At 44.4% G+C, this 16,119-nt stretch carries 16 protein-coding genes; 5 read left to right on the plus strand and 11 right to left on the minus strand.

Going from position 1 to position 16,119, the window contains the following annotated elements; genetic code table 11:
• Window positions 1-7 precede the first annotated feature (7 nt).
• The 5 genes from ACMXYT_RS12045 to ACMXYT_RS12065 all read right to left on the minus strand — a co-directional run bounded on the left by ACMXYT_RS12045 (window position 8) and on the right by ACMXYT_RS12065 (window position 3,834).
• Window positions 8-808 carry a replication protein P gene (locus ACMXYT_RS12045; RefSeq protein WP_415898875.1) on the minus strand — a complete coding sequence of 267 codons (801 nt, stop codon included), beginning with the start codon at window positions 806-808 and terminating at the stop codon, window positions 8-10.
• Window positions 726-1,763, minus strand: coding sequence for a DnaT-like ssDNA-binding domain-containing protein (locus ACMXYT_RS12050; protein ID WP_415898876.1), 1,038 nt, complete (start codon window positions 1,761-1,763; stop codon window positions 726-728). Before ACMXYT_RS12050 ends, ACMXYT_RS12045 begins: the two co-directional genes overlap by 83 nt.
• A 102-nt stretch (window positions 1,764-1,865) precedes the next feature.
• Window positions 1,866-2,273: a CBS domain-containing protein gene (locus ACMXYT_RS12055; protein ID WP_415881960.1), complete on the minus strand. Its 408-nt coding sequence runs from the start codon at window positions 2,271-2,273 to the stop codon at window positions 1,866-1,868.
• A gap of 257 nt (window positions 2,274-2,530) precedes the next feature.
• Complete coding sequence (gene purU, locus ACMXYT_RS12060; RefSeq protein WP_415898877.1) at window positions 2,531-3,385, minus strand: formyltetrahydrofolate deformylase; 855 nt, start codon at window positions 3,383-3,385, stop codon at window positions 2,531-2,533.
• A gap of 110 nt (window positions 3,386-3,495) precedes the next feature.
• Window positions 3,496-3,834, minus strand: a complete 339-nt coding sequence (locus ACMXYT_RS12065) for a 4a-hydroxytetrahydrobiopterin dehydratase (RefSeq protein ID WP_415898878.1) — start codon at window positions 3,832-3,834, stop codon at window positions 3,496-3,498.
• A 110-nt stretch (window positions 3,835-3,944) separates the two neighbouring features.
• Between ACMXYT_RS12065 and ACMXYT_RS12070 the strand changes: the two genes are divergently transcribed.
• From ACMXYT_RS12070 to ACMXYT_RS12085, 4 genes are all read left to right on the plus strand, one after another.
• Complete coding sequence (locus ACMXYT_RS12070; RefSeq protein ID WP_415898879.1) at window positions 3,945-5,465, plus strand: thymidine phosphorylase family protein; 1,521 nt, start codon at window positions 3,945-3,947, stop codon at window positions 5,463-5,465.
• A gap of 1 nt (window position 5,466) precedes the next feature.
• Window positions 5,467-6,345: a ribose-phosphate pyrophosphokinase gene (locus tag ACMXYT_RS12075; RefSeq protein ID WP_415911486.1), complete on the plus strand. Its 879-nt coding sequence runs from the start codon at window positions 5,467-5,469 to the stop codon at window positions 6,343-6,345.
• Window positions 6,346-6,347: 2 nt separating this feature from the next.
• Window positions 6,348-6,923, plus strand: a complete 576-nt coding sequence (locus ACMXYT_RS12080; protein WP_415898881.1) for an alpha-ketoglutarate-dependent dioxygenase AlkB family protein — start codon at window positions 6,348-6,350, stop codon at window positions 6,921-6,923.
• A gap of 324 nt (window positions 6,924-7,247) precedes the next feature.
• Complete coding sequence (locus ACMXYT_RS12085) at window positions 7,248-9,899, plus strand: EAL domain-containing protein (RefSeq protein WP_415911487.1); 2,652 nt, start codon at window positions 7,248-7,250, stop codon at window positions 9,897-9,899.
• Here ACMXYT_RS12085 and ACMXYT_RS12090 read toward each other — a convergent pair.
• On the minus strand, window positions 9,896-10,342 hold the full coding sequence (locus ACMXYT_RS12090) for a flavodoxin (protein ID WP_415898883.1): 447 nt from the start codon (window positions 10,340-10,342) through the stop codon (window positions 9,896-9,898). The genes ACMXYT_RS12085 and ACMXYT_RS12090 overlap by 4 nt on opposite strands.
• 150 nt (window positions 10,343-10,492) lie before the next feature.
• Here ACMXYT_RS12090 and ACMXYT_RS12095 point away from each other — a divergent pair, with 150 nt between their 5' ends.
• Complete coding sequence (locus tag ACMXYT_RS12095) at window positions 10,493-10,813, plus strand: hypothetical protein (RefSeq protein ID WP_415881968.1); 321 nt, start codon at window positions 10,493-10,495, stop codon at window positions 10,811-10,813.
• Window positions 10,814-10,903: 90 nt separating this feature from the next.
• Here the strand turns inward: ACMXYT_RS12095 and ACMXYT_RS12100 are convergent, their stop codons facing one another.
• The 5 genes from ACMXYT_RS12100 to thpR form a co-directional block, all read right to left on the minus strand.
• Window positions 10,904-11,284, minus strand: coding sequence for a c-type cytochrome (locus ACMXYT_RS12100; RefSeq protein WP_415898884.1), 381 nt, complete (start codon window positions 11,282-11,284; stop codon window positions 10,904-10,906).
• 241 nt (window positions 11,285-11,525) lie between these two features.
• Window positions 11,526-13,031: a fumarate hydratase gene (locus ACMXYT_RS12105; RefSeq protein WP_007022383.1), complete on the minus strand. Its 1,506-nt coding sequence runs from the start codon at window positions 13,029-13,031 to the stop codon at window positions 11,526-11,528.
• A 236-nt stretch (window positions 13,032-13,267) separates the two neighbouring features.
• The gene (locus ACMXYT_RS12110) at window positions 13,268-14,116 is read right to left on the minus strand and encodes a prenyltransferase (RefSeq protein WP_415911488.1); all 849 of its coding nucleotides are present in this window, start codon (window positions 14,114-14,116) and stop codon (window positions 13,268-13,270) included.
• 5 nt (window positions 14,117-14,121) lie between these two features.
• A complete protein-coding gene (gene yegQ / locus ACMXYT_RS12115) occupies window positions 14,122-15,480 on the minus strand; it encodes a tRNA 5-hydroxyuridine modification protein YegQ (protein WP_415898886.1) in 1,359 nt (452 codons plus the stop codon).
• Window positions 15,481-15,531: 51 nt separating this feature from the next.
• Entirely contained in the window at window positions 15,532-16,092 is a 561-nt protein-coding gene (thpR, locus tag ACMXYT_RS12120) for an RNA 2',3'-cyclic phosphodiesterase (RefSeq protein WP_415898887.1), read from the minus strand.
• Between the last annotated feature and the right edge of the window lie 27 nt (window positions 16,093-16,119).

The following is a 16,119-nucleotide window of genomic DNA, read 5'->3' on the forward strand; positions in this document are numbered from 1 at the left end:
CTCACGCTTACTGATAATCATCCGGTAGCGTAATACCCATCGCATTGGCTTCAACCTGGGCTTGTTGCTGAAAGCGCTTACGCACCATCGTACCTTTAGGTTTAGTCAGGTAGAACAGCCATTTGCTCGCGATTTCAGGTTTCAGGTTATGCTCTTCACCCCAGCTTTGGATAAATGCGAACAACGTGTTATCGCTTTTATCAGGTAAGGCTACTGCAACAGGTAGATCGAGTTGCTCTCCTGCTCGTACTCTCCGACTGATTACATCATAGTTGTAGCGAAAGTCTGGAAAAACATCGACTTCATCTTCAGTACGTAAACGAAACCACCCCGTTGCTTTACCGGCATGGTAGATCGCAGGGTGGGTCCATTTATGCGTAGAAGCTTTATCAGCATTAAGACAGGCTTCTTCGTAAGCGTGCTTAGTTGCAGGCAAACCATGATCCCCAGTTTGAGTGCGCAGTACATCTAAAAATTCAGAGATCGTCGGCATCCACGCGCTATGCTCTTTGCAATAATCAATTGCAGCCACCAGCTCGTGTTCGGTATAGCCACCAAGACTAAGCGCCCATTCGCGTTTTGCGATACGGATTTCGTCTTGGGTCTCAAAACAGCTCTTAAATTTATGGCCATAGATCGCCATAAAACGCGCAAAGATCATATTTACCAGTGTTTTGACTTCGACTGTTAGCTCTCGCTGAGCAGTTTTTGTTCCCTGCTCTTGGTTACCAGTCGGTGTCCTTGATGTCCATGATTGCTGCGGTAACCCTTTGTCGTTTTTCGCGAGTATCTCTGCGGGGGTTTTCATGGCTGAAACCTTTGCCTTGTTGTTCGTTATTTATACGTTGTTGACGTCCATCCCTAGTTTGCTTGTTAATCCACTCCCTTTTTACCCAAGCTAGGAATTTCTGATCCCAGTTGGTTTCTTTACGGTCTTTATCTAACCAGTAAAGCACAAATTCATCCAAACATGTTTGTGCAAATTGTGGCGATATATTATGCCGCGGAAGCAACGCATAAAAATTGTCGGACGGTTGCCAATTCAGCTCCATTCCTTGAAGCTGTTTTTTACGCTGCTCTTGTTTATTAAAGCACACTTGTAACTCATCAGAGCGGCCGTTATTAACCTGCTGTGCTTTTCTCGCCCAACCTATGCTGCCACCAAAGGTCGGAGCAGGACCAGGGTTAGGGATATTCTGTGGCTGCACTGCTGGCGCTTGATCAGGATAGTACGGCGTATCCTTCATCTCTGGATACTGATCCTGTGGATAGCCTGCATGTTCAGGTTGAGTTTGTGGGTGATTTTGCTGGTTATAATTAGATTGTGCATACCTCGGTTCTAGTTGCTCAACCTCGACAGGCAGTACTTCAACCTGTGTCGGAATCGTTTCCATAACCGGTAACCGGCTTACAATCTCAACATCACCTTCAGGCACTTCATCAAACGATGCTTCAGAGACTTGCTCTTCAACAACAAAACGGATTCTTACACGGCCATCATTAGCGAATGCGGCATCAATGATGTTTGCACTGACTAATTCGCTGGTTAATTGAGCCAATCGCTCTTCGTCCCAAAACTCACCTAACGCAAGCCATTGTTCACGAGAAAATATAAGTTCTGGCGCTTGGTCTGTATCCGTTACATTTTGGAGACGTTCTACCCTTTGATGATAGAGCGTCAACAATACAGCCGCTTCAACACCTACCTCCTTGACTAAGGATGGGTATAGCAAGATAGGTGTTTCAGAAAAAACATAACTCATGAATATGTAATCTTACCTAAACAGATTTGGCATTTCGTTAACCGAATACCATAAACAAAAAAGCCGCAGTGATGAGCCGCGGCTTGTGACCATCAAACGTGATTAGCCATCCTGTGCAAAACGTTCTACTGCGCGTAGAACATCTCGACGACTAATCTGGCCGATCAGTTTACCATCTTTTACTACCGGTAAACGACGGCGTTTGTTATTAATAAATTCTTCCGCCACTTTTATGATGTCGGCATCATGATTAATGGTGTAAACCTCTTCCGACATGTAAGTACCAACAAGACCACCCATCTCTTCTTCGTGGTAGGTTAAAGTCAGGATCGCTTTTAGACAGTCAACTTCTGACATTAAGCCAATGAGTTTGCCATTTTTATCGACTACAGGCGCGCCTGTGATTCGGTATTCGAGTAGCTGATTTATCGCATCAAAAAGATCGGTTTCAGGGGTAAAGGTGATTAAGTCTTCACACATGTAATCCTGAGCTTTTACGGATCTTAGCATTACCATTCCTCCATGGCCGGCAGCTTTAACAGGTCTGGAAACATCGACCTGCCAAACCACCCAAACAAGGTAAACCGGTAGAATTTTCAACCGGGCTACCTCTATGTGTACACCTAACAGTGACAACTCGCAAGCGATCAGATCAAGGTTAAGCCCGACAAGAATAAGTTAATGCTCAACGGGCTAATTCCTTGTAGGGAGAAGAGCCAACTTATGGCCCCTAAGCAGCTTTTGTGATTTTTGCTCAATTAAAATAATTAATTGAAAACAACCGTTTTATTACCCTGCACTAAGATCTTATCTTCCAAGTGCCAACGCAAACCACGGGAAAGAACTGTCTTTTCTACATCACGTCCTAAACGCACCATATCTTCTGGCAGATCGCGGTGGCTGATGCGTACTACATCCTGATCAATGATCGGACCTGCATCTAGCTCTTCAGTCACATAGTGACAGGTTGCACCAATCAGTTTTACACCACGCTCATGGGCTTGATGGTATGGCTTAGCACCGGCAAAAGACGGTAAGAAGCTGTGGTGGATATTAATGATGCGATGAGCATATTCAGCACAGATGTCCGACGGTAAGATCTGCATGTAACGCGCAAGCACGACCGTTTCCGCAGAGTGTTCGCGGATTAAACGGCTCACTTCCTCAAAGTGAGGCTGTTTATTCTCTTTATCCACAGGCACATGATAGAAAGGAATATTATGCCATTCGACCATGCTGCGTAGATCGTCGTGGTTGGAGATGACACAAGGGATCTCACAGTCTAATTCACCTTCATGATAACGATAGAGTAAATCAGCAAGACAATGTGCTTCTCGGCTTGCCATCAAAATCACACGCTTAGGGGTAGCGGAGTCAGTGATATCCCAATCCATATTGAAGGATTGCGCTATCGGTGCAAAAGCAGACTTTAACTCTTCGAGGGAGAAAGGTAGCGTTGTCGCACTAATCTCTACACGCATAAAGAACCAGCCGGTTGTACTATCAGAATGTTGGTTAGCGTCAGAGATCGAGCCACCATGGCTAGAGATAAAGTTACTTACCATCGCCACAATGCCCACTCTATCGGGACACGCCAAAACCAGCCTGAATCTACGTTCCATTTACGTAAAGCTCCGCAAGAAAAAGTGAAGCTTCATTCTAACAGTAGTTATTTCTCTGGTGGAATTATCTAATTAAGTAATCTTGCCCTAAAACAATAAATTTTTATCTCTCAGTTAAATAACTGATCAGAAGCAGCTGCGCAGCGGAAATCATTTCGGTGTAAACCTGATATAGCATGGGTATACCAGGTGAGATGGACTCGCCCCCAGGCCGTTAATATATCTGGGTGGTGATCTCGAGCTTCTGCTAACTCCCCTACCTTGTTTGTAAACGCTAAGGCCTCGACAAAATTTTTGAATTTAAAATTACGTTGCAGCGTAGGAACACCGTCCATGTGAACAACGTCCCAATCTTGCAGCGACTTCAGTAACATCGCTATTTCTGACTCATTTAAAGCTTGGCTATCTTTATGGCAGCTTTCACAAGCTTCTGTGGCTAAATCCATCATGTCATGTCACCTCATCCAGTTGCTATTACATAGTTCTATATCAACAAGGTTTTCCATCCGCTTAATCACTCATATACTGTAATTGATACAGGGAAAAGGGAATATCAAAGATGTCAGAACCTATGGCCCCTTTAAGCGCTTGTCGACTTGGGTTAGATACACATCAAGAACCCACGATTTACCTTCGTCAGGATAGTCCAGTTTGCCGCTCTGAGGGTTTTTCTGCCCTCTCTCGGGTGATGGTTCGGACGGAACGAAAACACCTGATCGCTACCCTCAATATGGTAACAAGCAACCTTTTAATGCCCGGTGAGATCGGCTTTTCCGAATCTGCTTGGAAAAGAATGGAGCTGAGAGAGGGGAATTCTGTTTGGTTATCTCACCCTAAACCCGTGCAATCCCTCTCCTATCTGCGCGCTAAAGTATTTGGTAGCGAACTCAGCCAAGAACAACTGCGTGAAATCATCGATGATATTGTCGCAGGGCGCTATGCCGATGTGCACCTAGCTGCGTTTATTACGGCCTGTGGATCAGACAAACTAAGTATCCGAGAGATCACCGATCTAACCCGCGCAATGGTCGATTCTGGCAGCCAAATCGAATGGGGCTTGCCACAAGTTGTGGATAAACATTGTGTGGGCGGGTTACCCGGCAATCGTACAACCCCCATTATTGTTTCAATTCTAGCAGCTGCTGGATTGACTATGCCTAAAACATCTTCACGGGCCATTACCTCTCCTGCCGGGACTGCCGATACCATGGAGACTTTAACTAATGTCAGCTTGAGCTTAGAGCAGATGCGTTCTGTAGTTGAACAAGAAGGTGGCTGCCTAGCTTGGGGAGGATCAGTGCGACTCTCCCCTTCTGATGATCTACTAATCCAAGTAGAGCGTGCTTTAGATATCGACAGTGAAGGCCAACTGATTGCATCAGTGCTCTCAAAAAAAATAGCCGCGGGTGCTACTCACGTTGTGATTGATATTCCGGTCGGCGAAACCGCAAAAGTAAGAAGCCAAGAGTCTGCACAAGCACTTGCAGATAGCTTTAAAGCAGTAGCTAGTACTCTAGGGCTGACTGTGCATACGCTACTGACCGATGGATCTCAACCTATAGGTAGAGGCATAGGGCCTGCACTTGAAGCACGGGATATTTTATTGGTACTGCAAAATCAAAAAGATATGCCCACAGACTTACGGCAGCGTGCCGCAGAAGTTGCAGGCGCCATGTTAGATCTGATCAATGATTTGCCAGAGGGCGAAGGCTATACACAAGCCCTTAGGATTTTGGAGTCTGGGGCGGCTTGGGAGAAGTTTCAGGCGATCTGTAAAGCTCAGGGGGGTCTTAAAACACCACCAATTGCGCCCTACCGTTATGAATTAATTGCCCAGACAACAGGCATCGTTGATCAAATTAATAATCGTAAGCTCGCTAAAGTGGCCAAATTAGCCGGTGCTCCAGCCGACTTAGCAGCAGGAGTAGATATGCATTGTAAGCTAGGTGATAAAATCGATCTTAATCAACCTCTGCTAACCATCCATGCGGAAAGCTCGGGTGAGCTAAGTTACGCCGTCGATTATTTAGAAGATCATTCGGATATTGTCCACATTATTGCTGGTAAGGAGTCGTCATAAAATGCTGCCAATTCTATTCAATTTAGAAAGTGACCACGACCTTGCACAAGCCCTTGCGATTGAGGTCAATGCAGAAGTCGGAAAGTTGGATCTTCGAAATTTCCCTGACGGCGAAAGCTATCTACGCGTATTAAGCGAGTGCCAACATCGTTCCGTTATTGTGCTTTGTAACTTGCATCATCCCGATGACAAAATTCTCAAACTCATTTTTCTAACCCATACACTGAAATCCCTAGGAGCTGCTCGCATCGGGTTAGTAACTCCTTACCTCGCTTATATGCGCCAAGATAAAGCCTTTCATCCGGGGGAAGCAGTGTCATCACGTCCTTTTGCCCAACTTCTCTCAGAACATTTCGACTGGCTAGTCACACTGGATCCCCATCTACACCGATACAACTCCCTAGATGAGATCTACAGTTTAAAAAGCTCCGTAGTTCATGCAGCCCCCATGATTGCCGAGTGGATAAATCAACATATTGCAAAGCCTCTACTTATTGGCCCTGATAGTGAAAGCGAACAATGGGTGAGCGAAGTTGCACATTTAGCCGAAGCACCTTTCCAAGTATTAGAGAAAGTACGTCATGGGGATTACTCTGTCGAAGTGTCAGCGCCTGAAATCGAACATTGGAAAGATCATACCCCCGTGCTGGTAGATGATATTATTTCGAGCGGTAAAACCATGTTAGAAACCCTTACCCACCTGCATCAGCTTGGGTTAAAGTCCCCCACTTGTATCGGAGTGCATGGACTGTTTTCTGATGAAGACTTTAATGCACTCGCTATAAAAGCCAATATCGTTACCTGCAACAGTGTGCCTCACAAAAGTAATGATATTGATATTAGTCATACGTTAAGCGAAGCCGTGCTGAAGTGGATCTAAATGTGAAAAACTATGTTGCCGATGATCTGGACTGCTGGCTTGATCCTACATTTATAAATCCAGACGAAGCCGAGTATTTTTACACCTCATTATACGAAGAGGTATCTTGGCAACAAGACAAGATCCGAATGTTTGGTAAATGGGTTTCTATTCCGCGCTTACAAGCCTTTATGGCTGATTCTGGCATAACCTATACCTATTCCGGTTTAACCTTAGCCGATAACCCTTGGCATCCTGTTGTTGCGGAGATAAAGAAGCGTGTCGAAGAATACACAGATACCTCTTTCAACGCCGTGCTCATAAACCTGTATCGCGACGGTAATGATAGTATGGGCTGGCATAGGGATAATGAACCAGAATTAGGTGACAACCCGAAGATAGCCAGTGTCTCGCTAGGCAGTAGTCGACGTTTCCTATTAAAATCGACAACCGATCAACGCCATGAACTTAACTTACCCTCCGGCTCACTATTATGGATGGGAGATCAAGTACAAAAGCACTGGCAACACAGCATCCCAAAAACCAGAAAAGTAATACCACCTCGCATAAACCTCACCTTCCGTGACATGAAAATTTAATATAAATCAAAAGATTAGCAGTAGAACATTCTGGTATAACTAATATATTCACTAATATTCTATATAAAGACTAACTCATTTAACTACAGTAAGTTATACTGCCGCGCACTTGAGTAGAGCCGGGCAAATTACCTGATTTTTATATGGATTTGCCTCAGTAATAAAAATAAGTTAGCTGGACGAAACTTAAGAACTACTTTTTGATAAGTTTCTATTCCATTGTCATCGCAGTCGGGTGAGGCTGTTCTGCATAAAAATGACAAGAAATCGTACTATTCAGCTCGTGCAGTTAACAAAAAATATAAGAATAATTAAGACATACAAATGCACACCGATGCACCCGAAAAAGACACTGTAAACCAGGGTCAAACTAGCGCAGAAGAGCTAAATACTATTCTGCATTTGCAGAACCAAGTTCTTGAAGAGATCGTTTTAGACGCACAACCCGACTCCATCTTTACGTCGGTTTGTCAGTTTATTGAAAACTGCGTCGCGGATAGTATCGCTTCTATAATGCTACTGAATAGCAGTAATCGACACCTGTCCGTTGTCTGCGCCCCCAGTATTCCTAAAGCATCGCTCGCACTTCTAAATGGTCTAGTACCGAGCCCAGAGGCAGGATCTTGCGGCACTGCTGTGTATACGGGTAACCCTGTTTATGTTTCTGATATAGAACAGGCCGACTGCTGGGAAAGTTTCCGGGATGTTGGCAAAGAATTAGGAATCAAAGCCTGTTGGTCCTATCCAATTCGTATCGATTCTGAACATGTTGCAGGCAGTATTGCAATCTCTAGCCCCAAAACCAGAACACCAACTGCATTCCATCATCAACTTTTAGAAGCAGCTGCCAATATAATTGGTATTGTCCTAAAGAGACAGAAAGCCCAACAGTTCCTAGAACATTCCGAGAACCTTTTACAAAACATCACCAATGCAATGCCGGGTGTTGTTTACCAATATCGATTAACGCCCGATCTCAAGCAGGAATTTATCTATATAGGCCAAGGGATAGAACAAATTTCAGGCGTCTCTGCAGAAGAAGCAACAGAAGACTTTCGCCAATTCTGGAAACAGGTACACCCAGAAGATCAACCAAGCCTGTGGGCAAGTATTATTCATACGAGTCAGCACAAGCTACCTTGGTCACATGAGTTTCGTGTATTCCACCGAAATGGTGATCTACGTTGGATTCGCGGCTCATCTTTACCGGATACTTCCAATAAACTCGACCCTTCGCTTTGGAACGGGGTTTTACTCGATATAACCCCAGAGAAAGCATCTATCGAACAGTTACGCTTAGCGGGTATCGCCTTTTCGAGCACCAATGAAGGGATCATGATTGCCGATTGCAATAATAAGATTATTGATGTCAATCGCGCCTATTCTGATCTCAGCGGTTACAGTCGTGAAGAGTTGATTGGTAAAAGCCCCTCTCTGCTTAAATCACCAAGACATGATAAAGATTTCTTCCAAAACATGTGGGCAGCGCTTGCTGAAGAGGGTCACTGGCAAGGTGAAATATGGAACCGCCGCAAAAATGGTGAGGTAGCGCCTCATTGGGTGAGCATTAATGCCGTTCACGATCCAGAGACGCATAAACTCACTCACTTTGTAAGTGTGAATGCTGATATTAGTAATATCAAAGCCTCTGAAGAAAAGCTCTCTCATCTAGCACACCACGATCCGCTAACGAATCTACCTAACCGCTTGTTGTTTGGCGCTCGACTAGAACATGCCCTGACCCACAGGGAATCTAACGAAAAGATTGCCATGCTTCAGTTAGATCTAGACCGCTTTAAGCACATTAATGACAGCTTAGGTCATAAATATGGTGATCAACTGCTGTTGCAAGTAACAGAGCGTTTAAATAAAACATTAAGTACTCGTGATACCCTTGCACGGATAGGCGGAGATGAATTCGCCATATTACTTGAAGAGTTAGAACACGCAGCTGATGCAGCAACTATTGCCGATGCAATCGTCGAAGCAATGGAACAGCCTTTCCAATTAGATGGTAAAGACTATTTCACCACAGCAAGTATAGGTGTCGCGCTCTCCCCTGATCATGGTGATGATTCAGATACGGTCACTAAAAATGCTGATATCGCACTGAATCAAGCTAAAGATTCAGGTCGTAATAACTACGCATTCTTCCAGCCAGAACTATCGGAAACTGTTGAAGAGTGGATTAGGTTAGAGCCTGAATTGCGAAAAGCTGTGGCAGACAAACAATTTGTACTTTTTTACCAGCCGCAGATGGATGCGACCGGAGAAAAAGTCATTGGTGCTGAAGTACTTATCCGTTGGGAACACCCTGAGATGGGGCTTATTCCTCCTGGACAGTTCCTATCCATTGCCGAAGAAATTGGCTTACTAACAAAGATGGGTAACTGGGTTTTAGAAGAAGCCTGTGCACAACTTTCTCGCTGGAGAAAAGCTGGACTGAATAACTTCCGTTTAGCAGTCAATCTGGCAAGTGACCAGATCACCAAACAAGATCTTCCATCAGAAGTTCAAACGCTGCTGTACAAATACGAAATACCGGCAGATATGTTAGAGCTGGAAATACTAGAGACCTTTCTACTTGAACATGAAAAGGAAGCAACGGCGACTTTCCAAGCGTTGAGGCAACAAGGTGTTCATCTCGCTTTGGATGACTTCGGAACAGGCTACTCTTCGCTACGTTACCTAAAGCAACTGCCCATAACTAAAGTCAAAATTGATCAATCCTTGGTGAGGGATATCCCAAGTGATCCGGACGATGAAGCCATTGCCAAAGCAGTAATTCTACTGGGTCATACCCTAGATCTGAAAGTCTGTGCAGAGGGTGTTGAAACACCTGCTCAACGGGCCTTTTTGGAACAAGAGGGCTGCGATCAGCTCCAAGGCTTCTTATTCAGCAAACCGATCCGACAGGAACAGTTTACTGAATTATTACTCGCCCAAGAGCGGATTCAAGAAGTCGAATACAGTTAAAGCCCTTTAACCCACTCTATTAACCATGGTTCTGCTTCTTCAAGTGGAGCCATGGTTTCACAAGCATCAATCACTAAGTTATCCCCAATTTTTTGTGCCTGCAGCTGCTGCATTAAACTATCCATCAAATAGCCAGCTTCAGCAAAGGTATCGTAGGAACTGTCACCTAAAGCGATTACCCCGTATTTAACCGTCGGCATCTGCGGTAATTGATCTTGTAACTGGTCATAGAAAGACAGTAGGTTATGCGGAATTTCACCCTGCCCTGTTGTTGAGGTACAGATTAAAATCACTTCTGTTTCCGGTATGACAACCTGAGCAATTTCCGGCTTACGTAATAGTTCTACTGAGTGTTGCAGCTCAGTTAACTTTTGTGAGCACATCTCCGCGACATCAAGCGCATTACCGTATACCGAACCTACTACAACCTTAATTACTGCCATTTATAAACCTGCTTTGCATACTGATTGATGCAATAAAATCATTTTGATGTGGAAAGATAATTATATTCGCCATTCTCACCGATTTTCTGGCAATAACCAAGCAGGCTCCTACACTGAAAGAGTAGATCTGTTTATCGGAGGGGATAAGCTATGGGTAACGAAAGTCTTTCTAAACTACTTGATGAATGGGAAGGACGCGCGCGCAAAGTTAACGGTCGCAAGGAAGAGCAGCTTTCCATCTATAAGAGCGATTCGGTCAAGCTCGAAGCCTTAGCCAGCATGTATAAACTTTCCAAGGACGATGTTGTCGCCACCTTAATACATGAGGCGTTAAATGAGTTAGAAGCTAAAATGCCCTACATTCAAGGAAGTAAGGTGATCAGAATTGAAGATGGCGAAGAGATATATGAGGACGCAGGCCCTATGCCTCGCTACCTAGCAGAGCAGAAGAAAGTGCTTGAGGCGTCTTAGCAGCAAAGCCGCCTTACCAACAAAAAATGCCGCAAGGAGTGGTGGCTTGCGGCATTCTCGATTAACTGTAGCAGGTATTAAAACAACTAATTAAAGCGTTTTAAGGTAAGCGATCAGGTAATCCTGCTCAGCTTTATCTGTAATCTCAACGTGACGCATACGAGTGCCTGGTACGAATTGATCGTTACCCGCTACCCACTTACGCAAGTTTTCTTCGTCCCAAGTAATATCTGAGTTACGTAGAGCATCAGAGTAAGCAAAGCGCGGAAGTGCTGCTGCTTTACGGCCAAAAACACCGATCAAACTAGGACCGAAAGCATTTTTGCTTGTATCTAGAGAGTGACAAGATGTGCACTTGTTAAAAATTTCTTTACCCGCAGCCTGCATCATCGCTTCGTCATCAGCGATAGCAACAGAAGATAGAGATACAGAAAGGCTCACAGCAAGTGCAGAAATCATTTTAGTTTTCATAATTCATTTTCCCCTAAATGAATACTTCTTTTACAAACACTCTACTCCTGCTGCAGCGCACAAAAATTGATCTTGCTCAGTTTTTTCTTCGCATATTTATAAAACAGATAGAACATACGAACACAGATCAACAAAACTTAATATAGTGAAATCTTATTTAGCAAAAAGCAGTTTATTCCCAATATTTCAGACACAAAAAACGCAGCCGTAGCTGCGTTTTTATCACTATGCTAAATGCTGATTAAGCTTGTTTAGCAATAATCTCTTTCCACTTAGCTGGGCCTGTAGTGTGAACAGACTCACCAGAGGTATCTACAGCAACAGTTACAGGCATATCCTTAACTTCAAACTCGTAGATCGCTTCCATGCCCATTTCTGGGAATGCAAGCACCTCTGCGTTAGTGATCGCTTTAGATACTAGGTAAGCAGCACCACCCACAGCCATTAGGTAAACAGCTTCGTTGTCTTTAATTGCGTCAATTGCAACAGGACCACGCTCAGACTTACCAATCATGCCCAGAAGGCCTGTGCTTTCGATAACCTGACGAGTGAATTTATCCATACGTGTAGACGTTGTTGGGCCAGCAGGGCCTACAACTTCATCACGAACTGGATCAACTGGGCCTACGTAGTAGATAAAGCGACCTTTAAGATCAACTGGTAGCTCTTCGCCATTGTTTAGCATCTCTACCATTTTCTTGTGCGCTGCATCACGACCTGTCAACATTTTACCGTTCAACAGAATCGTTTCGCCTACTTTCCACTCTTTAACTGCTTCTGGAGTGATCTCATCAAGATTTACACGACGTGTGTTGGAACCCACTTCGAAAGTAACATCTGGCCAATCATCCAAGCTTGGTGGTGTAAGAACCGCTGGGCCACTACCGTTCAATGTAAAGTGAGTGTGGCGAGTCGCTGCACAGTTAGGGATCATGCAAACAGGCAGTGAAGCTGCGTGTGTTGGGTAATCCTTGATTTTGATATCAAGAACAGTGGTCAAACCACCTAGACCCTGAGCACCTATACCTAGTTCGTTAACTGCATCCATGATTTCTAGGCGTAGTTCTTCAACACGGTTCTGTGGACCACGCTCACGTAGCTCGTGAATATCGATTGGATCCATTAGGGATTCTTTCGCCATTACAGCCGCTTTCTCAGCAGTACCACCAATACCTATACCTAGCATGCCAGGTGGACACCAGCCCGCACCCATTGTTGGTACTGTTTTAACAATCCAATCAACGATGCTGTCAGATGGGTTAAGCATAACCATCTTAGATTTGTTTTCAGAACCGCCGCCTTTCGCTGCAACGTGAACTTCTACTTCGTCACCATCAACAATTTCGTAATGAATTACAGCTGGCGTATTATCTTTAGTGTTCTGGCGCTTACCTGCTGGGTCAGCAAGAATAGAAGCACGTAGAACGTTATCAGGATGCATGTATGCACGACGAACACCTTCGTTCACCATGTCAGTTACATTCATTTCAGCATCCCAAGTTACGTTCATGCCTACTTTCAGGAATACAGTAACGATACCTGTGTCCTGACATAGAGGTCGCTTACCTTCAGCACACATACGGGAGTTGATAAGGATCTGCGCCATTGCGTCTTTAGCCGCTGGGTTTTCTTCCTTCAGGTAGGCTTCGTGTACGCCTTGAACAAAATCAAGCGGATGGTAGTAAGAGATAAACTGCAATGCATCAGCAACGCTGCTGATGAAATCGTCTTGGCGGATTACGCTCATTCGGAGACTCCAGTAAAGCTTCTTGTCATAAAGGATCAGGGAGTTAAAACTCAACCATGCTTAGTGCAAACACGCCTGACTCATACCCATTTACTCTCTCTTAAAGGAGAGTTTTTTACTGGAAAGGGAGTATACACCAAAAGTACCGCAATAAGGTGTCGGGCATTGGTAGTACTCACACAATCTTTTTTACTACTTAATGTAGAAACGAGGTATGAGAGCGTATTTATTTGATCTCAAATAAGAAGCGCAGAGCAGTAACAAATGCCAAAGATCAAAAAGGAGCGCCCAGTCGCTTTAGTTATTGGCTGGCGTGACTCTGGATCTAAAGCTAATAGCTTTAATGGTTTGATCACAAAGGGGATGGATAAAAATATCACCAACGCGAAAGGTACAGATCCGTTGATACTCAAAGCCAAGCAACCTAGATATATACAGGTCAGTAGAGCTTTATAAAGTTGAGAGGCTCGAGCATAGCCAATCTTCACCGTTAACGTTTTGATCCCCGCCGCTGTATCTTCTTCGAAATCACGCAGTTCATTACTCAGCAGAAGTAGCGATACAAACAGAGACACAGGGATAGAGATCAAAAAGACCGAATGCGATAGCTCTTTGGCCAGCACATAGTAAGCACCGCTTACCATCAGAACACCCATCAACCAAAACACCAAAAACACCGCTAAACCGCGACGCTTGTAGTTTATCGGCTCAAGCGTATATCCAAGCGCGCCAATGATTCCAATTACTGAGATCAGCAGAAGCAACATCCCAGATACAGCAATGAGGTAACAACCAATGACGGCAGCAAAGAAAATACAGCCTAAACCCAGATTAAAATTAAAACGGATCTGCTGTTGTGAAGCTGAAGAGAGTTGAAGATTGGGCTGGGAAAGGTCGGCGTAGTCATTAATTAGATTAACCCCAGCTTGCAAAAGCAAACCCGCCACTAGGATTAAGCTCGCGAGAAAAGGATCGCCAAAGCCTTCGCGATAGGCACTCAAAATACCTGTTAGACAAACAATCAAAGCAACGCTGAATGAAAACGGCCTCAACGCATGCCTAAACAGGTACTTCTCGGCGATCATCTCATCTACTTCTGACTACTGTACTCAGGTGCGTTTGGTAGATCACGCATCAACAACGCGTATTCTGGATCGGCATTCAGATTCATAGGAATCTTCATAACATGTCCAGAGCCTGGCGCAACATCAGCAGACTTTCCTTTCTTATCGATCATCTCATCAAGTTTAAACTTGTGATTACCTTGAGGCGTCATTAGCTCAAGTGTATCGCCTTTAAGGAAGCGGTTTCGTACATCAATCTCAAGCATGCCATCTGCATAACCAAGCACTTCACCCACAAACTGCTGGTGTACGCCTACAGAGTTACCTGTTTCGTAGTTCTGATACTCATCATGAACATGACGACGGTAGAAGCCTTCTGTGTAACCACGGCTTGCTAGGTTTTCTAGCTCATCCATCAAACTCATGTCAAATGGGCGACCTGCGACTGCATCATCGATCGCTTTACGATAAGTCTGAGCAGTACGTGCCACATAGTAGTGGGACTTAGTACGACCTTCGATCTTCAAAGAATCTACGCCCATTTCAGCAAGACGGTGTACGTGCTGAATTGCTCGAAGATCTTTAGAGTTCATGATGTATGTACCATGCTCATCTTCGAAAGCAGGCATATATTCACCCGGGCGCGTCTCTTCCTGAAGCAGGAAGATCTGATCCGTTGGTTTACCTTCACCCAATGCTGGGTTTACTTCTTCCGCTTTTGGATCAAACTGCTCCACGGGCACTACGTCACCCGATTCATCGACTTTCGCTTCGTGAGCATCGTATTTCCAACGGCAACTATTGGTACAAGTGCCTTGGTTTGGATCACGTTTGTTGATGTAGCCAGATAGCAGGCAACGACCCGAATAAGCGATACAAAGCGCACCGTGAACAAAAACTTCTATCTCCATCTCTGGGCAACGCTGTTTGATCTCTTCTACTTCATCCAGGGACAACTCACGAGATAGGATTACACGCTCAACACCCATGGAGTGCCAGAACTTAACCGCAGCCCAGTTCATGGTATTTGCCTGAACAGACAGGTGAATCGGCACATCAGGGAAATGCTCTTTCACTAAGTAGATCAAGCCTGGATCAGACATAATCAATGCATCCGGCCCCATCGCAATCACTGGGCGCAAGTCATCGATGTATGTTTTTAGCTTACTGTTATGAGGCAGAATGTTACTTGCTAGGAAGAACTTCTTGCCCAACTGGTGAGCCAGATCGATCCCTTCTGCTAGGTTATCCATATTAAAGTCATTGTTACGCACACGTAGACTGTAACGAGGCTGACCGGCATAAACAGCATCTGCACCGTAAGCAAATGCATATTTCATATTTTTCAAAGTCCCTGCAGGGGACAATAATTCTGGATTTAGCATAGTTATGAAGGGACTAGTTAATAAGGTATGAATTAAAAGTTAAAAGATCTGTTAAGCCAGATCTTTTAAAGGAATCTCAAACAGCGGCGTGTAGATAGAGCCATCTTCACCCGGCTTACTTTGAAATAGCACCACCGAATCAGCCAAACTGTACATATCCAGCGCAGGCCACTCTTTTGGTGCTTTAAACGTATTTTTTCCTGGCAAACGGCCTAAGGTCACATGAGGTTTAAAATCATCTTCCTCATAGTTAAGGCCAGCCTCAGTTGCCACATTGATCATCAACTCATGCAGCACCTGCAATTCCTCATGCAGATCAGGTAAAGCAGCAACTAAAGCTAACTTTTTGTTAACTTTGTAATATTCCGCTTTGTTAATATGTACCTGAAAAGAGCTAAAGTCAGCCAATTTTTCGCGGGCACACTTTTCCAACTCTTCAACCTGATTAAGATTGATATCACCTAAGAAACACAAGGTAAGATGATAGCGATCGGAATCCACCCAATTGATTTCTGTTTTGCGGTCAAACTCGCATAATGTATCAGCGTGATCAGCCAACCAACGTACAACAGAATCAGGTAGCGTCAGTGCAAAAAAAGCACGGATGTTCATAGAGGCTTACTATATCCCTATTTTTTT

The sequence above is a fragment of the Neptuniibacter sp. QD37_11 genome, assembly GCF_047778105.1.
Classification (GTDB): Bacteria; Pseudomonadota; Gammaproteobacteria; order Pseudomonadales; family Balneatricaceae; genus Neptuniibacter.